This window comes from Nocardiopsis sp. iso_25 (assembly GCF_056173305.1).
On sequence record NZ_CM149667.1, the window covers coordinates 3,118,643 to 3,143,777 of the forward strand.

The 25,135-nt window shown below is 72.2% G+C and carries 19 protein-coding genes; 9 read left to right on the forward strand and 10 right to left on the reverse strand.

Translation table 11 applies throughout. The annotated features are described in order from the left end of the window. Positions 1–19 precede the first annotated feature (19 nt). Entirely contained in the window at positions 20–1,462 is a 1,443-nt protein-coding gene (locus AC0VX6_RS13440; RefSeq protein WP_274977872.1) for an aldehyde dehydrogenase family protein, read from the forward strand. 54 nt (positions 1,463–1,516) lie between these two features. Here the strand turns inward: AC0VX6_RS13440 and ctaD are convergent, their stop codons facing one another. After that, the gene (gene ctaD / locus AC0VX6_RS13445) at positions 1,517–3,163 is read right to left on the reverse strand and encodes an aa3-type cytochrome oxidase subunit I (RefSeq protein WP_302475395.1); all 1,647 of its coding nucleotides are present in this window, start codon (positions 3,161–3,163) and stop codon (positions 1,517–1,519) included. Positions 3,164–3,581: 418 nt separating this feature from the next. Next, on the reverse strand, positions 3,582–5,201 hold the full coding sequence (locus AC0VX6_RS13450; protein ID WP_475469337.1) for a polysaccharide deacetylase family protein: 1,620 nt from the start codon (positions 5,199–5,201) through the stop codon (positions 3,582–3,584). Between the two features lie 382 nt (positions 5,202–5,583). Here AC0VX6_RS13450 and AC0VX6_RS13455 point away from each other — a divergent pair, with 382 nt between their 5' ends. After that, positions 5,584–6,009, forward strand: coding sequence for a DUF4190 domain-containing protein (locus AC0VX6_RS13455; RefSeq protein WP_274977874.1), 426 nt, complete (start codon positions 5,584–5,586; stop codon positions 6,007–6,009). 44 nt (positions 6,010–6,053) lie between these two features. Here AC0VX6_RS13455 and AC0VX6_RS13460 read toward each other — a convergent pair whose 3' ends face one another. Then, complete coding sequence (locus tag AC0VX6_RS13460; protein WP_274977875.1) at positions 6,054–7,148, reverse strand: C15 family peptidase; 1,095 nt, start codon at positions 7,146–7,148, stop codon at positions 6,054–6,056. A gap of 197 nt (positions 7,149–7,345) precedes the next feature. Between AC0VX6_RS13460 and amaB the strand changes: the two genes are divergently transcribed. From amaB to AC0VX6_RS13475, 3 genes are all read left to right on the forward strand, one after another. Further along, complete coding sequence (amaB, locus tag AC0VX6_RS13465; protein WP_274977876.1) at positions 7,346–8,893, forward strand: L-piperidine-6-carboxylate dehydrogenase; 1,548 nt, start codon at positions 7,346–7,348, stop codon at positions 8,891–8,893. A 144-nt stretch (positions 8,894–9,037) separates the two neighbouring features. Then, positions 9,038–9,505: a MarR family winged helix-turn-helix transcriptional regulator gene (locus AC0VX6_RS13470; protein ID WP_475468987.1), complete on the forward strand. Its 468-nt coding sequence runs from the start codon at positions 9,038–9,040 to the stop codon at positions 9,503–9,505. A 65-nt stretch (positions 9,506–9,570) separates the two neighbouring features. Next, positions 9,571–9,999 carry an organic hydroperoxide resistance protein gene (locus AC0VX6_RS13475; RefSeq protein ID WP_017567433.1) on the forward strand — a complete coding sequence of 143 codons (429 nt, stop codon included), beginning with the start codon at positions 9,571–9,573 and terminating at the stop codon, positions 9,997–9,999. 391 nt (positions 10,000–10,390) lie between these two features. Here AC0VX6_RS13475 and AC0VX6_RS13480 read toward each other — a convergent pair whose 3' ends face one another. The 4 genes from AC0VX6_RS13480 to AC0VX6_RS13495 form a co-directional block, all read right to left on the reverse strand. Further along, the gene (locus AC0VX6_RS13480) at positions 10,391–11,401 is read right to left on the reverse strand and encodes a hemolysin family protein (protein ID WP_274977878.1); all 1,011 of its coding nucleotides are present in this window, start codon (positions 11,399–11,401) and stop codon (positions 10,391–10,393) included. Continuing rightward, on the reverse strand, positions 11,398–12,780 hold the full coding sequence (locus AC0VX6_RS13485) for a hemolysin family protein (RefSeq protein ID WP_274977879.1): 1,383 nt from the start codon (positions 12,778–12,780) through the stop codon (positions 11,398–11,400). Before AC0VX6_RS13485 ends, AC0VX6_RS13480 begins: the two co-directional genes overlap by 4 nt. 238 nt (positions 12,781–13,018) lie before the next feature. Continuing rightward, on the reverse strand, positions 13,019–13,579 hold the full coding sequence (locus AC0VX6_RS13490) for a TrmH family RNA methyltransferase (protein ID WP_248770342.1): 561 nt from the start codon (positions 13,577–13,579) through the stop codon (positions 13,019–13,021). Positions 13,580–13,702: 123 nt separating this feature from the next. Then, positions 13,703–14,374: a class I SAM-dependent methyltransferase gene (locus tag AC0VX6_RS13495; RefSeq protein WP_274977880.1), complete on the reverse strand. Its 672-nt coding sequence runs from the start codon at positions 14,372–14,374 to the stop codon at positions 13,703–13,705. A 140-nt stretch (positions 14,375–14,514) separates the two neighbouring features. On the opposite strand from AC0VX6_RS13495, the gene AC0VX6_RS13500 reads away from it, so the two are divergent. Beyond that, complete coding sequence (locus tag AC0VX6_RS13500) at positions 14,515–15,021, forward strand: dsRBD fold-containing protein (RefSeq protein ID WP_274977881.1); 507 nt, start codon at positions 14,515–14,517, stop codon at positions 15,019–15,021. Positions 15,022–15,440: 419 nt separating this feature from the next. Beyond that, the gene (locus tag AC0VX6_RS13505) at positions 15,441–16,712 is read left to right on the forward strand and encodes an APC family permease (RefSeq protein ID WP_274977882.1); all 1,272 of its coding nucleotides are present in this window, start codon (positions 15,441–15,443) and stop codon (positions 16,710–16,712) included. 120 nt (positions 16,713–16,832) lie between these two features. On the opposite strand, the gene AC0VX6_RS13510 is transcribed toward AC0VX6_RS13505, so the two are convergent. After that, the gene (locus AC0VX6_RS13510; RefSeq protein ID WP_475464928.1) at positions 16,833–18,068 is read right to left on the reverse strand and encodes an IS701 family transposase; all 1,236 of its coding nucleotides are present in this window, start codon (positions 18,066–18,068) and stop codon (positions 16,833–16,835) included. A gap of 119 nt (positions 18,069–18,187) precedes the next feature. Then, positions 18,188–21,388, reverse strand: a complete 3,201-nt coding sequence (locus AC0VX6_RS13515; RefSeq protein ID WP_475468990.1) for an nSTAND1 domain-containing NTPase — start codon at positions 21,386–21,388, stop codon at positions 18,188–18,190. Between the two features lie 667 nt (positions 21,389–22,055). On the opposite strand from AC0VX6_RS13515, the gene AC0VX6_RS13520 reads away from it, so the two are divergent. Further along, positions 22,056–22,925, forward strand: a complete 870-nt coding sequence (locus tag AC0VX6_RS13520) for a hypothetical protein (protein WP_475468991.1) — start codon at positions 22,056–22,058, stop codon at positions 22,923–22,925. Positions 22,926–23,003: 78 nt separating this feature from the next. Here the strand turns inward: AC0VX6_RS13520 and AC0VX6_RS13525 are convergent, their stop codons facing one another. Next, on the reverse strand, positions 23,004–23,801 hold the full coding sequence (locus AC0VX6_RS13525; RefSeq protein ID WP_475468993.1) for a TioE family transcriptional regulator: 798 nt from the start codon (positions 23,799–23,801) through the stop codon (positions 23,004–23,006). A gap of 58 nt (positions 23,802–23,859) precedes the next feature. Between AC0VX6_RS13525 and AC0VX6_RS13530 the strand changes: the two genes are divergently transcribed. Beyond that, positions 23,860–25,113, forward strand: coding sequence for an erythromycin esterase family protein (locus AC0VX6_RS13530; RefSeq protein WP_475468995.1), 1,254 nt, complete (start codon positions 23,860–23,862; stop codon positions 25,111–25,113). Positions 25,114–25,135: the final 22 nt, after the last annotated feature.

The window sequence follows — 25,135 nt, forward strand, 5'->3', positions numbered from 1 at the left end:
TTTCGTTTAGTATCGCTCCATGACCGAGACCCAAGGCGCTCCCGCCGCCGAGGCCGCCCCCCGGCCCCCCGCCGAGCCGCTCACCCTGACCACCGAGATCCCGCCGGTGGTCGCCCGCCTGCGCGCCGCCTTCGCCTCCGGCCGCACCAAGCCGGTCGCCTGGCGCCGCGCCCAGCTGCGCGCGCTGCGCCGCATGCTCACCGAGGAGCGCACCGCGTTCGAACGCGCGCTCGGGGCCGACCTCGGCAAGAGCCCCATCGAGTCCCACACCACCGAGATCGGCTTCGTGGTCAACGAGATCGACCACACCCTCAGACACCTGGCCTCCTGGCTGCGCCCGCAACGGGTGCCGGTGCCCGTCGCCCTGGCCCCGGCCAGGGCCCGCCGCGTGCGCGAGCCCCTGGGCACCGTGCTGATCATCGCCCCGTGGAACTACCCGGTGAACCTGTCCCTGGCGCCCCTGGTCGGCGCCCTCGCCGCGGGCAACGCCGCCCTGGTCAAGCCCAGCGAACTGGCCCCGGCCACCTCCGCCGCCCTGGCCGAGCTGCTGCCCCGCTACCTGGACACCGAGGCGGTCGCGGTGGTGGAGGGCGGCATTCCCGAGAGCACCGCCCTGCTGGACGAGCGCTTCGACCACATCTTCTACACCGGCAACGGCGCCGTGGCCCGCATCGTCATGGCCGCCGCCGCCAAGCACCTGACCCCCGTCACCCTGGAGCTGGGCGGCAAGAGCCCGGCCATCGTCGAACCCGGCGTGGACCTGGCCACCACCGCCCGCCGCCTGGCCTGGGGCAAGTTCACCAACACCGGCCAGACCTGCGTGGCCCCCGACTACGTGCTCGCCGTCGGCGACACCGCCGAACCGCTCCAGCGCGAGCTGGCCGCCGCCATCACCGAGATGTTCGGCGAGGACCCCTCGCGCAGCGCCGACTACGGGCGCATCGTCAACGAGCGCCACTTCGCCCGGATCACCGCCCTGCTGGGCAGCGGCACCGTGGTCACCGGCGGACAGCACGACATCGACCGCCTCTACGTCGCCCCCACCGTCCTGGGCGACGTGGCCCCCGACTCCCCGGTGATGTCGGAGGAGATCTTCGGCCCCGTCCTGCCGGTCCTGCGGGTCCCCGACCTGGACGCGGCCATCGCCTTCGTCAACGAACGCGACAAGCCGCTGGCGCTGTACGGCTTCACCGACTCCGAGGAGACCAAGCGCCGCCTGACCACCGAGACCTCCTCGGGCGGACTGGCCTTCGGCCTGCCGGTCGCCCACCTGGCCGTCCCCGACCTGCCCTTCGGCGGCGTGGGGGACAGCGGCATGGGCGCCTACCACTCCGCGGCCTCCCTGGACACCTTCTCGCACACCAAGTCGGTGCTGGACAAGTCGCTGTTCATGGACACCATGCGCATCGCCTACGCGCCCGTCACCGAGCTCAAGCAGAAGCTGCTGCGCCGGTTCCTCTGAGTGGGGGAGCGGGAGCGGGGGCGGGCCGCGGTGCCCGCCCCCCGCCCGCGCGGGTCAGCGCCTCGGGGCGGCCTCCCCGCGCCCGGCCTCGTCCAGGGCGCGCGCCGCCACGTGCGGGTGGTTCAGGTCGAACGCGGGACGCTCGGAGCGGATCCGCGGCAGCGACGTGAAGTTGTGCCGCGGCGGCGGGCAGGACGTGGCCCACTCCAGCGAGCAGCCGTAGCCCCACGGGTCGTCCATCCCCACCTGGGGGGCGTTGCGCGCGGTCACGAAGACGTTCCAGAAGAAGATCAGCGTCGAGGCCGCCAGCACGAACGAGGACACCGAGGAGATCTGGTTCAGCTCGGTGAAGCCGTCACCGGGCAGGTAGTCGGCGTAGCGGCGCGGGAAACCCGCCGCGCCCAGCCAGTGCTGCACCAGGAACGTGCCGTGGAAACCCAGGAACAGCAGCCAGAAGTGGAACTTGCCCAGACCCTCGTTGAGCATCGTCCCGGTGAACTTGGGCCACCAGAAGTAGAAGCCCGCGAACATCGCGAACACCACGGTGCCGAACACCACGTAGTGGAAGTGGGCCACCACGAAGTAGGAGTCGGTGACGTGGAAGTCGATCGGCGGGGAGGCCAGCAGCACACCGGTCAGACCGCCGAACAGGAAGGTCACCAGGAACCCGATCGAGAACAGCATCGGCGTCTCGAAGCTGATCTGGCCTCGCCACATCGTGCCGATCCAGTTGAAGAACTTCACTCCGGTCGGGACCGCGATGAGGAAGCTCATGAACGAGAAGAACGGCAGCAGCACCGCGCCGGTCGGGAACATGTGGTGCGCCCACACCGTCACCGACAGCCCGGTGATGGCGATGGTCGCCGCCACCAGCCCCTTGTAGCCGAAGATCGGCTTGCGGCTGAACACCGGCAGGATCTCGGTCACGATGCCGAAGAACGGCAGCGCGATGATGTACACCTCGGGGTGGCCGAAGAACCAGAACAGGTGCTGCCACAGGATGGCGCCGCCGTGCTCGGCGTTGAACACCTGCGTGCCGACCATGCGGTCCGCGCCCAGCGCGATCAGGGCCGCCGTCAGCACGGGGAACGCGATGAGCACCAGCACGCTGGTCAGGATGATGTTCCAGGTGAAGATCGGCATGCGGAACATCGTCATACCGGGCGCGCGCATGCACAGGGCAGTGGTGATGAAGTTGACCGCGCCCAGGATGGTGCCCAGACCCGACACCACCAGCCCCATGATCCACAGGTCGCCACCCACCCCCGGTGAGTGGACCGCCGAGGACAGGGGTGTGTAGGCGAACCAGCCGAAGCTGGCCGCGCCGCCCGGCGTGAGGAACCCGGCCGAGACGATCAGCCCGCCGAACAGGAACAGGTAGTAGCCGAAGAGGTTCATCCTCGGGAACGCCACGTCGGGCGCGCCGATCTGCAACGGCATGATCACGTTGCCGAAACCCACGAACAGCGGGGTCGCGAAGAGCAGCAGCATGATCGTGCCGTGCATGGTGAACATCTGGTTGTACTCTTCGTTGGACATGATCTGCATGCCCGGAAAGAACAGTTCGGCGCGGATGAGCACCGCCAGGATTCCGCCGAAGACGAAGAAGGCGAAGGCGGTGATGATGTACATGTACCCGATGACCTTGTGGTCGGTCGAGGTCAGCCAGCTCACGATGATCGACCCTTTGCGGGTCTTCACGGAGGACTCCTCTGCCTCGGTCTTGGCTGGTGCCACTGCTCGTGCCTCCGTGCGGAAGATGGGTACGGGCGAATAGGAAAAAAGAGGCTTTTCCTTTTTGGGAGTGATCCGGGAAGGGAATGTACCGGGCCCCGGAAACGCAACCTAGCCCATCGGGTCCACCGGAGCCGGTGACCGCCACCAGCGTTTTCTCTAACGGGTGGAGAATGTCCTCTTTGTTGACGGAAGGGGTCGCGGGGAGGTCCCCTCGCCAGCGCCCTCCCGGCTGTCGGCCGCGGTCCTGCGGGCGCCGCCCCGGGCGCGGCGAGCGCCCGCCCACGGCTCCGCGGGCGCACCGTCCCGGCGCGGGCCGCCGCCGCGCGGACCCCGGCCGGGACCTCCTCCCGGCCGGGGAACCGCCGCCGCGCGGGCCCGGGGCCTACGAGAGCCGCGCGTCGGTGTACACGTCGCCCGACTCCATGCCCCGGTAGCCGAAGATGTCGGTGACCGTCACGAAGTGGTAGCCCCGCCGGTGCAGCCCTTCCAGCACGTCCGGGATCGCCTCCACGGAGGTCTCGTGGATGTCGTGGAAGAGCACCACGCTCCCCGGCACGGTGTTGCCCAGCGCCGCCGCGCTGACCTCATCGGTGTCACGGCTCTTCCAGTCCAGCGTGTCCACGTCCCACAGGACCAGGGGCTGTTCCACCGTCTTGCGCACCGTCCCGTTCAGCGACCCGTAGGGCGGCCGGATGGTCGGCGGCTCCACCCCGGTCACCTCGCGCACGGCCGCGTTGGTGCGTTCGATGTCCTTGCGGATCTCGTCGGCCGACATCTTGGCCAGGTCGTCGTGCTTCCAGGTGTGGTTGCCCAGCTCGTGGCCCTCCTCGGCCATGCGCTCCACCGGTGCGGGGAACTCGTCCACGAGCGAGCCCAGCACGTAGAACGTGGCGCGGGCGTCGTACTCGGCCAGGCTGTCCAGCAACTGGTCGGTGTGCTCGCCCGGCCCGTCGTCGAAGGTCAGTGCCACGCACTTGAGGCGCTCGCAGTCCAGGGTGTGCCCCTGGGAGCTCAGGCCCCCCTCGTCCTGCGAGAGGTCGTCGCCCAGGCCGTCCCCGTTCAGGGCCGCCTCCCGGGCCAGGTAGCCCAGTTCGGACAGCAGCCCCTCGACGTCGGCGGCCTCCACCGGGACCAGCACCTCGCCGACCCGGCCCGCGCTGGGCACCGCGTCGGGGTCCATGCGCACGGCCAGGCCGCCCGCCGTGCTGAAGGCCAGGTCGCCCAGGGGCGAGCCCGCCCAGCGCTCGGCGGCCTCCCGGGCCTGGTCGGGCTCGGACAGGTCGAGCGGCTCGGAGCCCCCGTCCGCCTCCCCGCCGCCGGGTTCCCCGGCCGCCTCACTGTTGGAATCCCCGGCCGCCCCACCGTTGGTCGTCCCGCCCCGCCCGTCGGCGGACGCGCCGCCCTCCGGCGCCGACCGCTCGCCCGAGGCGACCTCGCCGACCAGCCCGGGCAACTGGCGCTCGGGCAGGTTGTACCCCTCCTCCAGGACCTCGGCCAGGGCCAGGTGGGCCCGCTCGATCGCCTCCTCGTCCCGGAACAGCGAGGTCCAGGGCAGCACCTCCCCGCTGTCGGCGTCGTACCACAGGGTGTCGGCCTCGAAGGTCTCGTCCCCGCCCGCGGAGGCGGTCGCGGTCAGCCGCGCGCCCACCACCTCCGGCGAGGCGGCGAGGATGGCCGTGTCCTGGTGCAGCTCGGGGGAGCCGCCCTCCGGCAGGTCCTCCAGGAAGGCGGTCTGGCGCGCGGCCATGGCGGTGCGCGCCTCCACCGTCAGCGGGTGGTCGCCGCCCAGCCGCGGGTAGCGGTAGCTCACCGCGCTGTCGTCGGTGGTCACCGACACGGTGCTCGCCTCCATCCCCGCCAGGTCGTCGGGCGAGGAGCGGACCGGCTCGGCGTAGGGCAGCTCCTGTTCCACGGCGTGGCAGCCGGGGACCAGGAGCAGACCCACGGCCGCGCTGACGGAGAGTTTGCGTCGTAGTGAGGTGACAGCCACGAGGGGGACCATATCCGAGCCGCTCACCTCAGCGTGAATCGCCTCGCAGGCGTGCGCGTACTCAGCGTGTCCGGTGTGCGGTCACGCTCCGTTCACCCGACCCGCCTCAGGCGGACCGCATGCCGCCTCCGGGAAGGCCCGTGGGGAGGGTCGCGCCGCCGTGTCCCCGGTGGACCCGGGGTCCGGCTCCGGACCCCGGGTCCGGGGCTTTGCGGCCACCTGCCCGCACTGTCCGAAACCCGGTGCGGGCGCGGGTGCGCCGGTCCCCGGCGGGTCCGCGTTCCGGCCATACTGATTCCGAAGGGGCGTACACGGTGTTCCCCCGCGAACCCGGATGCCGGTGACACGCCCTCCCCCGTCGGAGCGCCCGCTCCGTCCACCCTGAAAGGCACCCATGAGTTACGGTCCCGGAACCGGCGGCTACGTTCCCCCGAACGGGGGGAGCGGTGGCCACCAGCCCCCTCCCGGAGGAGGCGGAGGCTATCCGCCGCCCGGCGGCGGCCTCCCCCCGCCCCCCGGAGGCTGGTACGGCGGCCCCGGCTTCCAGCCGCCGCCCCCGCCCGCGAGCCAGGGCTCGGCCATCGGCGCGCTCATCGCCAACATCTTCGGCCTGTGCCTGTGCTGGATGCTGTCGATCGTCGGCCTCATCCTGGCCATCGTCGCGCTGACCATGACCGCCACCAACCCCCAGTCGGCCAGGACCTGCACCATCATCTCCTGGGTGCTCTTCGGAGTCGGGACCGCGCTGTACGCCGTCCTGTTCTTCTTCTACGGGGCTGCGGGGCTCATGAGCGTCTTCGCGGCCGACCCGTCCTACTGAGACGGGCGGGAGCGCCCACCACCAGCGCCCGGCGGGGGTGGGGGTCAGTCCTCCCCCGGCTCCTGTCGGGGCCCGGCCGCGTCGGCGGCCACGGCCGCCACGATCCGCCGGACCTGCGCCAGGACCGCGGCGTTCTCCCCCGGGGAGGCCACCTTGGGCAGGTGCACGTGCCCGGCCGCGATCCGCCGCCCCGCCCGGTCCCGCAGCAGCGTGTTGCGGTAGGCGATCTCGTTGGACAGGTAGTCCCCGCCGCCCCCGCGGCGCGCCGCCGACCCCTCCGTGGGGCCGCCCGGGCGCACCACCACCCCGCGCCCGTCCGGCGCTGCCTCGGCCACCTCGGTGTTGACCACCACCGGGTAGGGGTCCTCCCTCACCGCCGCCAGGATCCGCTCGTGGGGCAGCGAGGAGAGCGTCCACTCCGGGGCGCCGGGGCCGGGCACCGGCGCCCGGCCGGTGCGCGACACCCGCAGGTTGTCCTCGCCCCCGCCGCGCCAGACGCCGTTCCACACCTCCAGGTCGAAGCGGCCCGCACGCCCGCGGCTGAGCGTGACCACCGCGTCCGCGCGCCGGTGCTGCTCGGCCAGCGCCTCCTCTACCAGCCCGGCGTCGAAGTCCGCCCAGCGCACCGGGAACACCGCGGTGCGCACCACGGCCGTGCGCCCGCCCACGGGGAAGGTCCACCCGTTCAGGTCCAGCGCCGCCGCGCCGGAGGGGTTGGAACACGCCGGGTCCTCGTCCAGGCGGAAGGGGTCGAAGCCGGTCACGACCACCCGCACCCACCGGTCGCCCGGCGGGAAGTCGAGGTCGGCGATGCCGCGCGAACCCGTCTCCAGCAGGTGCAGCAGGTCGGCGCGCTCGGCGTCGGAGACGGCGAAGCCCGGCCGCCAGGAGCGCAGCCGGGCCGAGAGCACTAGTCGCGCCCAGTACAGGGGGCGGTCGTCGGCGCCGTCGCGGGCGGCCTCGGTCCACAGCCGGGAGGCGTGCGAGGCGACCGCCTCCCGCGCCTGGGCGAGGTCGGTGCTCGCCCGCAGGTCGGCGCTGAACAGGGGCTCGGCCGCGCCGAAGCCGGAGCGGGTCAGGACCAGGCGGGGCTCGGCGAGACCAGCGCGGTCCTCTTCGGGAGTGGTGTGGTGGTGCACGGGGGTCGCTGTCCGTCTCAGGGGCGTCGGGAGGGCCGCCGGGGGAGGGGCCAGCCGAGTCTAACGCCGCCCGGGACCGCCCCGGGGACGGGGCGTGCGGCGCGTCCGGCCGACGAGACACGGGGGCTGGACCGGCGGGGTCGGACTTGGCAGGGTGTGAGGTGACCGCCCGTTCCTCTCAACGGAGAGAGCAGCACATGCCGACTTCCGCCCTCCCCACCACCGCCTCCCTCGCCGACCGCGCGCGGGCCGCCCTGGACCGGTGCCGCGTCCCCGCGCCCCGGGAACCGGCCGGGGCCGGCGGTGCGGCCAGGTCGCCCATCACCGGCCAGGACCTCTTCGCGCTGGGCCACGAGTCCGCCGCCGACGTCGGGCAGGCCGTCACCGAGGCCCGGGAGGCCTTCGCCGCCTGGCGCGACACCCCCGCACCGGTGCGCGGGCAGCTCGTCCACAGGCTCGGTGAGCTGCTGCGCGAGCACAAGGCCGACCTGGCCGAGCTGGTGACCGTCGAGGCGGGCAAGATCCGCTCCGAGGCGCTGGGCGAGGTCCAGGAGATGATCGACATCTGCGACCTGGCCGTGGGCATGTCCCGGCAGCTGTACGGGCGCACCATGCCCTCCGAGCGGCCCGGCCACCGGCTCATGGAGACCTGGCACCCGCTGGGCGTGGTCGGTGTGATCACCGCCTTCAACTTCCCGGTGGCGGTGTGGTCGTGGAACACGTGCGTGGCCCTGGTGTGCGGCGACACCGTGGTCTGGAAGCCCTCGGAGCTGACCCCGCTCACCGCGCTGGCCTGCCACGGCCTGCTCATGCGCGCGGCCCAGGAGGTCGGCGCGCCCGCCGAGGGCCTGCACCGGGTCGTGCTGGGCGGCCGCGAGATCGGCCGGGCCCTGGCCGACGACCCCCGGGTGGCCCTGCTCTCGGCCACCGGCTCGACCGCCATGGGCCGTGAGGTGGCGCCCCGGGTGGCCGCCCGCATGGGCCGCTACCTGCTGGAACTGGGCGGCAACAACGCGGCCGTGGTCGCCCCCTCCGCCGACCTGGACCTGGTGGTGCGCGGCAGCGTCTTCTCCGCCGCGGGCACCGCGGGCCAGCGCTGCACGACGCTGCGCCGCCTCATCGTGCACGAGGACGTGGCCGAGGAGGTCACCCGGCGGATCGTGGACGCCTACAAGCAGCTGCGCGACCGCGTCGGCGACCCCTTCGCGGAGTCGACGCTGGTGGGTCCGCTGGTGGGCGAGCGCGGGTACGCCGCGATGCGCTCGGCGCTGGAGCGCGCCGAGGCCGAGGGCGGCCGGGTGCTGGTCGGCGGAGGCCGCGTCCTTGAGGAGGAGGCCGCCGACGCCTACTACGTCGAGCCCGCGGTAGTGCGCATGCCCGGCCAGACCGCCGTCGTGCGCGAGGAGACCTTCGCGCCGATCCTGTACGTGATGCCCTACCGCACGCTGGAGGAGGCGGTGGAGCTGCACAACGGCGTGCCCCAGGGGCTGTCGTCGTCGATCTTCACCCAGGACCAGTCCGAGGCCGAGCGGTTCCTGTCCGCGGCCGGTTCCGACTGCGGCATCGTCAACGTCAACATCGGCACCTCCGGCGCGGAGATCGGCGGCGCCTTCGGCGGCGAGAAGGACACCGGCGGCGGCCGCGAGTCGGGTTCGGACTCCTGGAAGGCCTACATGCGCCGGGCGACCAACACCGTCAACTACGGCGGCGAGCTGCCGCTGGCCCAGGGCGTGAGCTTCCTCTGAGGGCCCCGGTGCCCGCGTCCGGCCGGACGCGGGCACCGGCCACCGAGACACACCAAAAAAGTTGCGCGCGATCATGTTGCGCGCAATTGAATTCTGTTACGGTGGTGCCCACCGAACGGTTCCGCACGGGCAGGAGGGAACACCGTGGTCGACGAGCAAGGGGAGAACCCCCTCGCCCTGGACAACCAGCTGTGCTTCTCCCTCTACGCGGCCTCCCGGGCCATGACCGGGCTCTACCGGGAACTGCTGGGCGACCTGGAACTGACCTATCCCCAGTACCTGGTCATGCTCGTGCTCTGGGAGCGCGGAACGCTCACCGTCAAGGAACTCAGCCGGGCCCTGCACCTGGACTCGGGCACGCTCTCGCCGCTGCTGCGCCGCCTGGAGTGCGTCGGGCTCCTGAGCCGCGAACGCGGTTCCGCCGACGAGCGCGTCGTCGAGGTCTCGACCACCCCGAAGGGCGACGCGCTGCGCGCACGCGCCGAGGAGGTCCCCGAACGCGTCATGTGCTCGGCCGGGCTGCCCCGGGAGCGGGCCCGGGAGCTGCAGGAGGCGCTCGGGCTGCTCACGCGTTCGGTGGAGACCGCCTCCCGCAGGCGCAGCCCGTGCTGAACGGGGCCGCAGGCCCCCATCCGTACCACCACACCGAACACGGACCACGAAGGAAAGAGGCAACCATGGCCTACGACGTGATGTACACCGCCAACGCCACCGTCACCGGAGAGGGCCGCAAGGGCAACGGCCGCACCGACGACGGCCGCCTGGAGGTCGACCTGTCCGTGCCCAAGGGCATGGGCGGCGACGACGGCCCCGGCACCAACCCCGAGCAGCTCTTCGCGGTCGGCTACGGCGCCTGCTTCCACGGCGCCCTCAAGGCCGTCGCCCGCAAGGAGAAGGTCGACGTCGACGGCTCCACCATCGACGCCCAGGTCAGCCTGGGCAAGGCCGACGACGGCATGACCCTGGCCGTGGCGCTCACCGTCACCATCCCGGGCGTGGACCAGGCCAAGGCCGAGGAGCTGGTCGAGGGCGCGCACCAGATGTGCCCCTACTCCCGCGCCACCCGCGGCAACATCGAGGTGACCCTGACGGCCAAGACCGCCTAGGTTCTGTTTTTTGAACCGGTCTCAGCTTGTGGGGGTTGGTTCGGGCGCCCACGGGGTTCTGGAGGTGGCGGAGGCGGGTTCGTGAGGAACGAGCGAACCCGCCGGAGACACCGAAGGTTCCCGTTCTCCGGGCGCCCGAGCACGGACCGAAGCGGAGCGGAGGTCCAAAAAAACACCGCCTAGCGACACCTGCGCGGAGCCCCCCGGGAGCCATCCCGGGGGGCTCCGCCGCGTCCGGGCCCGAGGACGACGGGACCAGGGGGAGGGCGCGCACCGCGCCCTGCCCCTTCGCGCCCGCGCGTCCCGGTCTCCGGGACCGGCCCGCGCACACGCACGAGGGGCCGGGAGGGGCAGATCCCCCTCCCGGCCCCTCACGGCCTCACGGCCCCGCTCAGGCGGCCGTGTCCAGCAGCAGCAGGCGGTCCAGGATGTCCTGGAGGGTCACCAGGCCGATCACCTCGCCGTCCGACTCCACCAGGGACAGGTGGCTGCGGCTCTCGCGCATGATGCCCATCGCCGCGTACATCGGCGTCTCCGAGGCCAGGGTGAGCACCGGCCGCATCAGGTCGGCCGCGGTGGTACCCTCCGGGCTCGTCAGCGCCTCGCGCACGTGCAGCACGCCCACGGGCTCGGCGCCGTCCATCACCACCAGGCGCAGGTGCGTGGACTCCCGCGACACCTGCTTGATGTCGTCCACCGTCGAGTTCGGGGACACCGACGCGATCTCCTCGCGCGGCGTCACGATCTCGTTCAGCGGGCGGGAGTTGACCTCCAGCGCCGTGGCCAGCTGGGCGCGGCGCTCGGGGTCGAGCGCACCGGCCTTGGCCGAGTGCTCCACCAGCTCGCGCACGTCGTCGGGACCGTGACCGGAGGACATCTCGTCCACCGCCTCCACGCCCAGCCGGTGCAGGCACCAGTTGGCCATGCCGTTGAGCATGAGCAGCAGCGGGCGGGTGAACCACATGAACGCCCGCATCGGCACGGCCAGCATGATCGCCGACTTCTCCGGGTGCGAGATCGCCCAGGACTTGGGCGCCATCTCACCCACCACCAGGTGCAGGAAGGTCACCACGATCAGCGACAGCACGAAGGAGAGCACGTAGCCCACCGTGTCGGGCAGGCCGCCGAACAGCGGCTCCAGCATGTGGTGGAAGGCGGGCTTGGAGATCGCGCCCAGCGCCAGGGCGCACAGGGTGATCCCCAGCTGCGAACCGGCCAGCAGCAGCGACAGGTCGCGGGCGCTCCTGACCGCGGCCCGTGCCGAGGCACTGGACTCGGCGGCCTCCTCCAGCCGGTAGCGGCGCGCCGCCACCAGGGCGAACTCGATCGCCACGAAGAAGGCGCTCAGCGCGATGATCACCGCGGTCAGCGCGAGCGCCACCCACACGTTCATGTCACTCATGCCGACGCCTCCTGCGACTCGTTGCCCTGGACCTCGTGCAGGCGCAGCTCCACGGTGTGCGGAACGTGCCTCTGCACCGCGCTGACGATCATGGTCAGCCCCATGTCGGGGTCCTCGTCGTGCGCGCTGGGCGGCCTGGGCAGGGCGATGGAGACGGTGTCACCGGCCTCGGGGAGCCGGTGCAGCTCGTGCACCACCAGACCGCCCAGGGTCTCGTAGTCCCCCTCGGGCAGGTCGTGGCCGAGCAGCCGCTCGACCTCGTCGATGTGCAGCGCGCCCGGGACCAGGTAGGAACCCTCGCCCTCCAGGTAGGAGGGAGACTCCTCCACGGGGCTGTGCTCGTCGGCGATCTCGCCGACCAGCTCCTCGGCCAGGTCCTCGGTCGTGATGACCCCGGCCAGGCCGCCGTACTCGTCCACCACGCAGGCGAACTCCTCGCCCGCCTCGCGCAGCTGGCTCAGCGCGGAGGGCAGCGGCAGCGACGCGGGAAGCATCACGGTGCGCCGTGCCACCTCGCTGACCTTGGTGTTGGCCAGGTCCCGGTCGCCCAGCGCGAGCACGTCGCGCAGGCAGATGACGCCGACGATGTCGTCCACGCCGTCACCCAGCACCGGGAAGCGCGAGTGGTCGGAGGCCATCAGCTCCACGACCCGGCTGACCGGGTCGCCCTCCTCCACGGTGGCCACCTCCGGACGCGGGATCATCGCGTGCCCGGCGGTGCGCTCGTGGAAGTCCAGGGTGCGGTCCAGCAGGGTGGACAGCTCCGGCGGCAGGTCGCCGCTGGCCTTGGACTCGGCGATGATGCTCTCCAGGTCGCGCGCGGTCGCCGCGTGCTGGACGTCCTCGACCGGTTCGATCCGCACCGCCTTGAGCAGCAGGATCGCCGCCTGGTCGAACAGCCAGATGACGGGTCCGAAGATCTTCAGGTAGATCCCCGTGGACAGCGCCAGCCAGCGCGCCACCGGCTCGGGCCGGGCGATGGCCAGGTTCTTGGGGAAGAGCTCTCCGAAGACCATCTGCACGACGGTGGAGAACAGCAGGGCCAGGACGGTGCCGATGGCCACGCCCGTCCCCGTGGGGATTCCGGCGAGGCCGAGAAGCTCGCCGACGCCCTCGCCGATCATGGGCTCGGCCACGTAACCCACCAGCAGGGCGGTCACGGTGATGCCCAGCTGGGCACCGGAGAGCATGAAGGACGTCCGGTTGGTGATGCCCAGGGCCCTCTGGGCCCCGGCGTCCCCGGCCGCCGCCTTCGCCCGCAGTCGCGAGCGGTCCACGGCCATGTAACCGAACTCCTGGGCGACGAAGTAACCCGTCGCCACGGTGATCAGGAAGACCACCACGATCCCGAAGGCGATACTGAGGATGGTGCTCATCATCGGGCACGCACCGCCTGGTTCCGCTTCGGGTTCGGACTCCTACGAGGGTGCGCACCCTTCGTAGAAGGGGGCTCGTCGTCTGTGTCGCAGCGTCCACTCAGGACGCTGCCGGTACTTCGGGACGGGTCCACTGTTCCTCTCTCTGCGCCTGTTGCGCTTTGTGGTGATATGTGACTACCAGGGATAAAGACGATCGGCCTGGGGCGATTGTTCCCCGGCGGTCGGTGTCTCCGGGCGGTCAGCTCCCGGCGGGGGCGTCGGCCTCCCCGCCCAGTCCGGCCCACTCCCGGCGGCGGGCCTCGGCGAGCGCGATCGCGGTGGCCACGGCCACGTTGAGCGATCCCACCCGTCCGATCTGGGGAACGTAGGTGACGGCGTCCGCGCCCGCCAGCAGGGCGGGGGAGCAGCCGTGGTCCTCGGCGCCCACGGCCAGGCACACGTCCGGCTCCAGGGGAGCCGCGTGCAGCGGCAGCGCGCCGGAGGCCAGCTCGACCGCGACCACCCGGTACCCGTCCGCGCGCGCGGCGGCCAGGGCGTCCGCGGTGGAGGCCATCCGGGTGTGCTCGACCTTGGCGGCGGTGCCCAGGGCGGTCTTGCCGACCTTGGGATCGTCGGGGTCGGCGCTGTTGCCGGTCAACCAGAGCTGGTCGACGCCGAAGGTCGCAGCCGTGCGCAGGATCGAGCCCAGGTTGTAGGGCTGGGTGACCGATTCGACGAGAAGGGCGAGTCGCCCCTCGGTGCGCCTGCGCCACTGGCGGTTCAGGCGTTTGACGTCCGTGGGACGCAACTGCGTGCTCAACTGCGGTGTTTTCCTCGGCGGGTGTTCCCGGGCTGGTCCCGGAGGCCATCTGTTCGCCACAGAGTACAGGTCACCGTGCGTGGGCGCACGCATGACCTGTGACACACCACGGCAAAAGCCGCGTCAAGCCACGGAACGGCGCACCGCGAGCACCCGGAAACCCGCCCGGGAGGACACCCGTTCGGTCGGCAGGCCCTGCCCGTCCAACCACTTCTGCAACGAGTCCGAGCCCAGGTGGCGCTGGACCACGAGGTGGGCGACGCCCTCGGGGGTGAGCCGCCCCAGCCACGTGCGCAGCATGGAGTGCAGCACGTCCTTGCCGACCCGGATGGGCGGGTTGGACCACACCGCGTCGAAGGGGCCCAGCAGGTCCCGGGCGGCCACCTCCTCCCGCGCCGGCGCGTCCTCCCCGGACGCGCCCCGCTCCACCGACAGCCCGCCCTCGGGCCCCACCACCGCGAACCGCGCGTTGTCCAGCCCGTGCTCGGCGGCGTTGCGCCGCGCCAGCCCCACCGCACGCGCGTTGACGTCCACGCCCAGCACCCGCGCCCCCGGCGCGCGCGAGGCCATCGTCAGGGCGATGGGCCCGTAGCCGCAGCCCAGGTCGAGCAGGCGCCCGCCCCCGGGCGGCGCGGGGACCGACTCCAGCAGCACCCGTGTGCCGAGGTCGACCTTGTCGGGGGAGAACACGCCCCGGTCGGTGCGCAGCCGCAGGTGCAGGTCCGGCAGGACCAGGTCGGCGGTGGAGGGGCGGCTGGCGGCGCCCGGATCGGAGTCGAAGTAGTGCTGAGCCACGCCGTGACGCTACCAGGGGCGGCCCCGACCACGGCACACGGCAAAAACCTCCCAGCCCCGCGCCAACAAAGGCCCAACCCCGGCGCCGAGGGGCGCCGGGGTGCCGAAGATGGAGGTATCCGACGTTTGCGGGGGAACCCATGCGAGCACACGTAGGAGACCAGCTGGTGGTCGAGAGCCCGCGCGCCGACGCCCACCGCAGGACGGGCGTCGTCACCGGCGTCGGGGGATCCGACGGGGAGCCCCCCTACCGGGTCCACTGGACCGGCGCCGAACAGGGCCACGACGACCTGGTCTACCCGGGTCCGGACGCGCACATCGAACACCCGCCCGGCCGCACGGGCGCCAACGCAGAGGGGGCCGATGCCATGCAGACGACCAAGCGCTGGAACGTCGACGTCGTCGTCGCCGAGGAGAACGAGGGCGACAGCGCGCGCACCTGGGCCGAGGTCGGCCTGGTCGCCGACGACGGGACGGCGCTGCGGGGACACGGGATGGCCCGCAAGCACCCCACGGACCTGGACGTTCCCGAGATCGGTGAGGAGCTCGCGGTATCGCGCGCCCTGTCCGACCTCTCACGCCAGCTCCGCCAGGTCGCGGCGGAGGACATCACCGACAACACCGGAACGCCCTGGCGCCCCACCTGAACCGGTGGCGGCCCCGCGGCCGACCGCGGGGGACGGGAGCGGGCGCGGGCCCGGACCGGCGAGGGCCGGTCCGGGCCCGCCGCGCTGCGCCGGGGCGCCCGCGCCACCGCGCGGACACCGTACGGACCGATACCGGCCACCTTCGGCATGACGGGACTGCTCCCGGTGGTCACCGGGATCGGGCACACTCGGAAGTCGGACACGACCGCCGCCCCGGCGGCGCAGCCGAGCCCCGGCCCCCGAAGCGCCGGAACCTCGCGTCGTGTCCGGTCAGGCCGCGACGGGGGAGGGTGCGCCAGCCGGGCACACGAGGTCCGCCGTCACGTCCCGAGGTACCGCTGTGCTTTACCGGAGGCGTCCGGGGAAGGGAGCGTTGCCGCCCGGCGCGAGCCGGGAGTACTCACGCAAGGGAGACCCCGTTGACCACCTCCTCCTCCGGCCCCCAGGCCAGACCCGCCCGCGTCCTGGGCACCGTCGACGCCGTCGCCATCGGCGCGGGCGCGATGCTCGGCGCCGGGGTGTTCACCGTCTTCGCCCCTGCCGCGCTCGGCGCGGGCGCCTGGCTGCCCGTGGCCATCCTCATCGCGGGGATCGTCGCCTACTGCAACGCCGTCTCCTCCGCCAGGCTCGCCGCCCGCCACCCCGAGTCCGGCGGCGCCTACGTCTACGGCCGCGAGCGCCTGGGCGAGCTGTGGGGCTACCTGGCGGGCTGGTCCTTCGTGGTCGGCAAGACCGCCTCCTGCGCGGCCATGGCGCTGACCTTCGGCGCCTACCTCCTCCCCGGCTGGGAGAAGGCCCTGGCGGCGGCCACCGTGGTCGCGCTCACCGCGCTCAACTACCGCGGGATCCAGCGCTCCACGATGGTGATCAAGATCCTGCTGGCCGCGGTCCTGGCGGTCCTGGCCGCCGTGTGCGTGGCTATGCTCCTCAGCGGTCGCCTGGCCGCCGTCGCCCAGGTGGAGGGACTGGGGCCCTGGCCCGGTTCCTTCGGCGTGCTCGGCGCCGCCGGGATGATCTTCTTCGCCTTCGCCGGGTACGCCAGGGTGGCCACCCTGGGCGGCGAGGTGCGCGACCCCCGGACCACGATCCCCCGCGCCGTCAACATCGCCCTGGCCGGTGTACTGGTGCTCTACCTGGTCATCGGCACCGGGCTGCTGATCGTGCTGGGCCGCGAGCGCCTGTCCACCACCGACACCCCGATGGTCGACGCCGTCCGGGTGGCCGGGTTCGATTGGCTGGCCCCCGTGGTGGTCGCGGGCGCGGCCGTGGCCAGCCTGGGCGCCCTGCTCTCCCTCATCCTCGGGGTCTCGCGCACCACCGCCGCGATGGCCGCCGACGGGCACCTGCCCCGCTCCCTGGCCTCGGTCCACGAGCGCCACGGGGTGCCCCACCGCGCCGAGCTGCTGGTCGGCGCCGTCGTCATCGCCCTGGTCCTGGTCACCGACCTGCGCGGCGCGATCGCCTTCTCCGCCTTCGGCGTGCTGGTGTACTACGCCATCACCAACGCCTCGGCGCTGCGCCTGGGTCCCGACGAGCCCCGCCCGCCGCTGCTGGTGCCGCTGACCGGGCTGGGCGGCTGCGTCGTGCTGGCGTGCAGCCTGCCGCTGCCCACGGTCATCACCGGGATGGCGGTCCTGGGAGCGGGAGCCGGGCTGTGGTGGCTGCGCGAGCGCTTCGACCTGCGCTTCTAGTAGTACTTCGTTAACTTGTGTCGGGTGGGTGCTGCTGTGCGAGTGGTCGGTGACAGGTGTGGCACACGCCGGTCCAGCACAGCAGCACCCGTTGGAGCTCCTCCAACACCTGGTACAGACTCAGACCGACGTCCGACTTTTTGGGTCCAGCCTCCGCAGGGTCAGGAACGCTTGGGCCGCGCTGACCAGCGTGACGTGGTGGTGCCAGCCCCGCCAGGTCCGTCCCTCGTAGTGATCCAACCCCAGACCGTGCTTGAGCTCGCGGTAGTCGTGCTCGATCCGCCACCGGATCTTGGCCAACCGCACCAGATGCCGTAGCGCGGTCTTCGTATCCAGGCTGGTCAACCAGTAATCGGTCGGCGCCTGCTCATACGGGGGCCACTGGGCGATCAGCGTCTGAGCGGGCAGCACCCCGTCCCAACCACCCCGGCCTCCTGCCCGGGCCAGAGCCGCCTCGCGGGCGGACTTACCCGCCAAACGCACGTCCATGACCAGGAACCGGCCCCGCATCGCCCCACGTGAGCCCTGCCGCCAGGTGCACCGGCGCAAGGCCCCACGCCCCCGCTCCAGCGCCAACTCCTTCAGCGTCCGGGCCGGGGTCCGATAGCGCGGCAGACGCGGACCCGGACCAGGCCGCTCGGGTGCCTGGGGCACCACCCCACCGGGGTGGGCGTTGAGATCACCGCGTACCGCGACCACGTAGTCCAAACCGCGCTCGGCCAGACCCTGCCGGAAGCCGTGGATCTGCCCGTACCCCGCATCGGCCACCACCACCTGGTCCTCAAGCCCCCAGGAGCGGGCCTGATCCACCATGTCCAGGGCCAGCCGCCACTTCTCCCGGTGGCCCACCTGCTCGGGCACACCCGTTTTGGCGCGGCGCTCATCGGCGGGGTTGGCCCACTCCTTGGGCAGGTAGAGCCGCCAGTTCAGCGGCACCGACGCGGTGTCGGTGACCGCGTGCAAGCTGACCGCGCTCTGGCACACCGCCTGCTTGCCCAGGGCGCCGCACCACTGGTGGGCCGCTCCCACCGACTCGGTGCCCGCTTTGGGGATACCGGAGTCATCGATCACCCACGCATCCGGATCGATGGCCCGGCTGGCCTTGGTGGCCACGCGGCGTTGGACGGGGACGTGGTCCCAGGGGGACTGGCCCACGAACTGCTGCAGCGCTTGCATGTTGCCGTCGGGCAGGCGCTCGGCCATGGGTTGGATGGACTTGCGTCGCCCGTCCAGCATTAATCCGCGCAGGTAGCAGCTGCCCCAGGCCCGGGAGTCCTTACGGGGGATGGAGGCGAGGACCTCGGCGCAGAACGCGTCGAGGTCCTCACGGAGTTCTTCTACAGCGGTCAGGTCCACGGGTCCATGATGGCGGAACCAGACCGCGAAATCATAGACTTAACGAAGTACTACTAGGGGTGCGGGCAGGGAACACGCCACCAGGCCGACCGAACCGCGGGAGTGCCGGTGGACGGGGTTCAGGTGCCGTCGCGACTGGTGCCGCCTTCATCGACGGCGCCCGCACACGCGGCATCGTCCGACAGCCCGGGTAGGTGGCGCGCGCGTTCCTCCGCGGTGACGTCCCGGCCGAAGGCACCGCAGATCCGCGCCACGGCCTCCTCCGCGTCCGGGATATCCACGTCCCAGACCCGTACTTCGTCGTCCGTGCCCGTGGAGGTGGCCAGACGGGTTCCGTCGGGGCTGAACGCCAGGAGCTCCACGAATCCGTCGGAGGAATCGGGGAAGGTCCGGCGCAGCGCTCCGGTGGCCGTGTCCCACAGGTGTGTGGCGCCCCCATTGCCGACACCGACACCGGTGGCGAGGAGGGTTCCGTCGGGGCTGAACGCCATGGACGACACCGAGCCCTCGTCCAGGGTCAGGGTGTGGAGCCTCTCACCGGTGGCCGCGTTCCACAGGTACAGGGTCCCGGAACTGGTTTCGGTGGCGAGCAGGGTGCCGTCGTCGCTGAACTCCAGTACCAGCACGTCCTCGTCGTAGCCGGTCAGGGTGTGGAGCCTCTCGCCGGTGGCCGCGTTCCACAGCCGGACCACGGTCTGCCCGTGTTCCTTGTGTTGAACCGTCGCGAGCGTCTCCCCGTCCGCGCTGAGCGCCGTGTGCGCCACCGGCTCCTCGCCGAGGACGAAGGTGTGGATCTGTTCGCCGGTGGCCGTGTCCCACAGCCAGACGGCACCGTACTCGTGGGTGAGGGCGAGGGCGGAGCCGTCAGGGCTGAAAGCCTCGAAAAGGACGTCGTCGTCGGAACTGAAGGCCGGGTCGAACACCTCGTTGCCGCGGCCGGAGAAGGAGCGGCGCCTCTCACCGGTGGCCGCGTCCCACAGGTGGACGGTTGCCTCGCCGACGTTCTCGGTGGTGACGAGGGACGAGCCGTCAACACCGGTGAAGAAGATCCCGTCGAGTTCGTGGCCCGTGAGGGTGTGGTGCTCCTCTCCGGTCGACGCGTCCCAGAAGCGCACGGTGCTCCTCCAGCGGGACTCCCGGGTGCCGGTCTCGTCCCAGGTGCCGTCCCAGTTGGCATCCCGGAAGGTGGTGGTGGTGAGGTAGGTGCCGTCGGGGCCGAAAGCGACATCGCTTCGACCGGCGTCGCCGACGTCGAGGACGTAGCGTTGCGCGTCGAAGGCCGCGTCCCACAGGTGGGCGGTACCGTCATCGAGACCGCCCGTCGCGAGACTGGTCCCGTCTGGGCTGAAGGCCAGGTCGAACACCGGGTCGAGGCCGCTGACGAGGGTTCGGGGCGACGCGGTGCCGCTGGTGTCCCACAGCCGTACCCTGCCGTCGGTCAGGCCGTAGGCGAGGGTGGCCCCGTCGGGGCCGACCGTCACCGTGTCGACCAGGGTGCGGCCGGTGGTGGTGAGGGTCTGGACCTGCGAGCCGTTCCGCGTGTCCCACAGCGACACGGTGGTGGTCGTGTTGGTCACCAGGACGTCGCCGCCGGAGCCGAAGACCACGTCGTACACCGGGAGGTCGTCGCCGGGGTCGATGGCATGCCGCTCCTCGTGGTCGGCGGTGTCCCACAGCCGTGCCGTGCCGTCCGCGCTCCCCGTGGCGAGCGTGGCGCCGTCGGGGCTGAACGCCACGTCGAACACCTCCCCGTGGTCGTCGGAGAGGACGTGGAGCTGTTCGCCGGTGGCGGTGTCCCACAGCCGTGCCGTGCCGTCCGCGCTCCCCGTGGCGAGCGTGGCGCCGTCCGGACTGAACGCCACGGCGTTCACCCAGCTCCCATGGCCGGTGAGGGTGTGGAGTAGATCGCCGCTGGTGTTCCACAGGTGTACGACGCCTTCCTCGTCGCCCGTGGCGAGCGTGGTGCCGTCCGGGCTGAACGAGGCGTCGATGACCGTGTCGTAGCCGTGGAACGTGTTGATCATCTCGCCCGTGGCCGCGTCCCACAGGTGAACGTCGCCGCTGATGCTGCCGGCGGCACCGGTAGCCAGGGTGGCGCCGTCGGGGCTGAAGGCCACCGAAGCCACTCCGTCGGAGTCGGTGTCGAAGCTGCCTTCGAGGCCTGTGTCCGCGGCGTTGTAGAGGCTGGCCGTGGCCTCCCGGGTGGGGCTGGTGCGGTACGCCTGGACGGCCAGCAGCGAGGCGAGTTCGCGGTCGGCGTCGAACACCGCCCGGGACTGGGCGGCCAGTTGGCGGGACTGCGCGGCCCGTTGGTCGGACCGTGCGGTGAGCACGGACTGGCGTTGCCACACGGCCAGTCCGGTGGCGATGAGGGTGAGGGCGACCAGCCCGGCCAGGACGGCGTTGCGACGCCGGGGGCTGTGCGCGGACTGCCGGTCCCGGCTCTTCCCTGCGGCGAGGAACACTGCGGCACCGCCGATCCGCGTGTAGGCGTCGCGGGTGAGACGGCCGTCCACGCGACGCTCCCACAACCGGTTCAACACCAGCGCCAGCGGCGGCAGAAGAGTCGCGGACACCTGCCTGTCCGGAGCGGAGGCCCGGTGCAGGTCCTCGGCGACCTCCTCCGCCAACCCCTCCTCCACCCGGGCGCCCGCGGTCTCCGCGGGCCGGGTGATGACGGCCTTCAGCTCAGTGTCGGTGAAGGTGGCGGGCATGTTGACGAGCCCGGGGATCGCGGCGCCCAACAGCTCCGGGCAACGGGCCGCCAGGCGAGGATACGCGTCGTCGCGCATGACCAGGAGAAGACGCGTCGCCGGATGAGTGCTCGTCAGTGCCACCAGTTCGGCGGCGACGCCCTCAGCTGTGGGGTGGGAGAGGAACTCCTCGAACTGGTCGACGACCAGCAGCAGGTGGTCGTGGTCGGGCGCGTCCGCGAGGCGCTGTTGGGCCGCGCGGCCGATGCCCTCGCTCGCGGCTCCGGGAAGGCCGCTCCGTTCCAGCTCCGCCGACAGGTCCCGGCCCGGTCGGACCAGGACGGTCAGCCACTGCTCGCCGCCCGGCAGGGAGCCGTCCGCGAGGGCCGGTAGCACCCCGGCCCGGACCAGGGACGACTTGCCGCTGCCCGACGGGCCGAGCAGCAGCACCAGCCGCTGGCCGCGTAACGCCGCCAGCACACAGTCCACCGCGGCTTCCCGGCCGTGGAAACGAGCCGCGTCCTCCTCGGTGAACGGATGCGGCCCCGGGTACGGAGACGATGCCTGGGCGCTCGGCCCCTCTTCGTCGTCTCGGTCCGCCGCCTGGTGTCGTACGTTGTCGCTCATGAGAACCTCTCTCGGTCACACGGGAAACGCCTTCGAGGGCACCGGGAGCGCGTCGGACAGAGTCCGGCCCACGGGATCGCCCCCCGGCCTCGCCGATGCCCCCGCACCACAGGTCACCGAGCGGGCTACCGCCGGGTCGGGCTACCGCCGGGTCCGGCCCGCCCGTCCGGGCGCACGGTTGTCTCCTCCGTCCCCCGAAAGCCGCAACGAGGAGGCGGGTTCGGGGGTGTGGATCCTTCGACGCGGATTCTCCTTCCGCGGGTCCGGTCAGGCCCTGTCCGCTTACGGTCATCTCCTGTAGCGGAGACTCGCGGCCCACTAATGTCGTTCTCGCACACCTCTCAGGGGAGACCGAGGCGCCGCTGTGGCAAGTCGAAGGAAGAAGCGTCCACCGAAGAGGAGCAGGCCCGGCCCCGCGGCCTCCTCCCGTGGCCACGAGGTGGGCCCGAGCGCTCGTTCCCGGTCCGGGCACCGCACGTGGGGGCCCCTCCTGCGCTGGCTGCGCGGCCCCCGACACGCGACGCGCCCGGAACGGAAGCGGCCACGGAGTGAGGTCCAACGCGGGGCTGACAAGCCGACCACCCTCGATGTCCTGCAGGCGCGGTTCTTCCCCGAGGGCCGAGGGGCGTCGACCCGGGTCCGCGTCCGGGCCTGGGCGATCTCCGCCGTGATCGCCCTGTTGGTCACCGCGGGAGGCTTCGCGGGCACCTACGCCTACGACCTGTGGTCCGCGGAGGCCCGGCTACGCGAGGAACGGGCTGCCCAGACCACGATCGACCGGGGAAGCCCCCCGTTCACCAACGCGGTCGCCTACGACACTTCGCTCCCGGAAAGCTTCGAAGTGGTCCTGGACCGCCCCTTGACCACGGAGCAGGCCGAGGAGCTGGGAACCCTCGAACGTGTCGAAGCCTGGGATTTCCTGGAGGCGTTGGGAGGGCGCCTGATCCCGGGCACCTTCACGACGGGGCACCTCACCCCGCCGGGCGGATGGTCCTGGGAGGGAACACCGACGACCACCCGGGTCGGCACGGCCGTGTTCACCATGACCCTCATGTCAGCGCGCAGCTCCCAGGTGAGCATCGTGGACATGGAACCCGTCAACATCTCCTGCGCGGAACCGACGGCCACGACCGTCGTGGACTTCCCGACAGCCGGTGAGTCCGCCTACTCCGGTGTGGTCGTCGACCTCACCCACGACGATCCGCTGCTGTTGATCTCCGACGAAGGACTCGAACAGGGCCAGCCCTACTTCAGCCGCCGACGTATCGACGTCGGCGGCGGGCTCGAACCGGGCGGGCTCCGTGTGGAGGCTCTCACCGCGGGACAGACCTGCGAGTGGGAGCTCCGGGCGCACCACATCGACGCCCGGGAGAACTCCGGCGAGGTCGTCCTGCGCGACGGGGACAAGCCCTTCCGTGTGGAGGCTTCCCCCGAGAACCCCGAACAGTACTGGGCCATGTCGATAGGACCGCGGCCCGTCCGAGTCGTGGCCTGCCACGAGACACCCGAAGCGGTGGAATGCCCGAACCCCGGATGAGGCGACGACCATGCGGGCGGCCCCCGTGCTCGACGGCGCCGCTGCTCTCCAAGCCCTCTCCGACCGGTCGCCGGGGCCTCATCCGCGTTCGCGCAGGTACGCCTCCAGCTCGGCGGCCCCGGACAGCATCGCCCGCCCGCGCGCGGACAGCCGGGCCCGCCAGTCGCGCAGCGCGCCCTCCAACGGCTCCAGCCCGCCTGCCGAGCGCACCTGGGCGATCAGCGGGGAAATCTGTTCCAGAAGGTAACCGCCCCGTCTGAGCTGGTGGACCAGCAGGGCGTCGCGCACGTCGGCCCCGCGGTAGACGCGGTACCCCGTCCGCGGGTCGCGGCGCGGGCGCACCAGCCCGGCGCGCTCCCAGGCGCGCAGCGTCGCGGGCCGCACGCCGAGCCTGTCCGCCAGCGGCCCGATGAACGTGGCGCCGGGCTCCTCGTCCGGTCGTGGGGGCGCGGCCGCCCCGGCCCGCCCGCCCGAGCCGGTCCGGCCACCGGACGCGGCCGGGCCGGCGGACCGGGGCCGCGCGCCGCCCTCCAGGCCGCGCAGGGCGCCCTCCACGGCCCGCAGGGTCCGCCGGTCCTCCAGGAGCTGGGCGTGGCCCTCGTCGATCAGGAGCAGCGCCTCCTCCGTCCGGCCCCCGTTCACCGCCCGCATGATCGAGGCCGCCCCCTGGTGGCCGTGGCCGGGCACCAGGGCCGTGAACGCGCTCAGGGCCCGGGCGTGCAGCGGGGTGTAGGTGCGGTAGCCGTGGCGCGTGCGGTCGGCCTCCGGGAGGATCCCGTCCTCCTCGTAGTTCCTGACCGCCTGCGTGGACAGACCGTGCCCGCGCGCCAGGTCGATCGGCCTGAGCCGATCACCGCTTTGAAGGTTCTTAGCCATATCCCCGCCGCTGTACCGAAAAAGCCTCAACCGTTACTTCAACGATACCGTTGAGGGTATGGACACTGTCACCAGGGACACCGCACACACCTTCGAGGCAGCCGCCGTCATGGGACTGCTCCCGAACCGGCCGCGACTGCTCGCCCTGGGCGAGCCCACCCACGGCGAGGACTCGCTGCTGGACCTGCGCAACGACCTCTTCCGTCAGCTCGTCGAACGGGAGGGCTACCGGACGATCGCCGTCGAGAGCGACTGCCTGGCGGGCCTGGCCGTGGACGAGTACGTCACCTCGGGCACGGGCACCCTCGACCGGGCCGTGGAGCACGGGTTCAGTCACGGGTTCGGCGCGTCGGCGGCCAACCGCGAACTCGTGCGCTGGATGCGCGCCCACAACGAGGGCAGGCCCGCCGCCGAACAGGTGCGCTTCGCCGGTTTCGACGGCCCGCTGGAGATGACCGGCGCCCAGAGCCCCCGGCGGGCCCTGACCGCCCTCCACGACTACCTCGCGCGCTGGGTGGAGGCGGACCAGCTCCCGTGCGACGCGCGGACGCTGGACCGCCTGACGGGCGAGGACGCACGGTGGACCAACCCCGACGCGATGCTGGACCCGGCCGAGTCCGTGGGGCGCTCGGACCAGGCCCGGGAGCTGCGCATGCTCATCGACGACCTGGCGGCGCTGCTCGACGCGCACACGCCGCGCCTGGTCTCGGCGACCTCGCGCGAGGAATGGGACCGGGCGCGCCTGTACGCGCGCACCGCCACCGGCCTGCTGCGTTACCACTTCTGGATGGCAGACACCTCCTCGCGGCGCATGACGCGGCTGGAGGACGTGGGGATGACGGTCGACACCTCGCCGAGCCGGATGACGCGGCTGCTGGGCCTGCGCGACCAGATGATGGCCGACAACCTCTTCGCCCTCGCCGAGCGGGGCCCGGTGCTGGTCCACGCCCACAACACCCACCTCCAGCGCGGCGAGAGCACGATGCGCATGGGCGGGCCGCCGCTGCACTGGTGGGGCGCCGGGGCGATCGTGGGCGCCCGACTGGGACCCGAGTACGCCTTCCTGGCCACGGCCCTGGGCACCATCCGGCACCGGGGCGTGGACACCCCGCCCCCGGACACCGTCGAGGGCCTCCTGTACGGCCTGGGGGAGGAGCGCTGCGTGGTCGACGCGCCCCGGCTGGCCGCGGACCCGGGCAACGCGCGCCTCACGCCCCGCGTGTCCGCCTGGTTCGGCTACGCCCCGCTCGACCCGTCCCGCCTGGCCGACAGCGACGGGATCGTGTTCGTCAGGGACCTGCCGCGGAGCTGACGGCCCGTCCCGGGCGCCACCG

Excerpts from the sequence above, each read along its gene's own strand:
- AC0VX6_RS13440 (WP_274977872.1), top strand. The coding sequence starts at position 20 with ATGACCGAGACCCAAGGCGCTCCCGCCGCCGAGGCCGCCCCCCGGCCC.
- AC0VX6_RS13450 (WP_475469337.1), bottom strand. The coding sequence starts at position 5,201 with ATGGTCCCCCTCGTGGCTGTCACCTCACTACGACGCAAACTCTCCGTC.
- AC0VX6_RS13455 (WP_274977874.1), top strand. The coding sequence starts at position 5,584 with ATGAGTTACGGTCCCGGAACCGGCGGCTACGTTCCCCCGAACGGGGGG.
- amaB (WP_274977876.1), top strand. The coding sequence starts at position 7,346 with ATGCCGACTTCCGCCCTCCCCACCACCGCCTCCCTCGCCGACCGCGCG.
- AC0VX6_RS13475 (WP_017567433.1), top strand. The coding sequence starts at position 9,571 with ATGGCCTACGACGTGATGTACACCGCCAACGCCACCGTCACCGGAGAG.
- AC0VX6_RS13480 (WP_274977878.1), bottom strand. The coding sequence starts at position 11,401 with ATGAGTGACATGAACGTGTGGGTGGCGCTCGCGCTGACCGCGGTGATC.
- AC0VX6_RS13485 (WP_274977879.1), bottom strand. The coding sequence starts at position 12,780 with ATGATGAGCACCATCCTCAGTATCGCCTTCGGGATCGTGGTGGTCTTC.
- AC0VX6_RS13500 (WP_274977881.1), top strand. The coding sequence starts at position 14,515 with ATGCGAGCACACGTAGGAGACCAGCTGGTGGTCGAGAGCCCGCGCGCC.
- AC0VX6_RS13515 (WP_475468990.1), bottom strand. The coding sequence starts at position 21,388 with ATGAGCGACAACGTACGACACCAGGCGGCGGACCGAGACGACGAAGAG.
- AC0VX6_RS13525 (WP_475468993.1), bottom strand. The coding sequence starts at position 23,801 with ATGGCTAAGAACCTTCAAAGCGGTGATCGGCTCAGGCCGATCGACCTG.
- AC0VX6_RS13530 (WP_475468995.1), top strand. The coding sequence starts at position 23,860 with ATGGACACTGTCACCAGGGACACCGCACACACCTTCGAGGCAGCCGCC.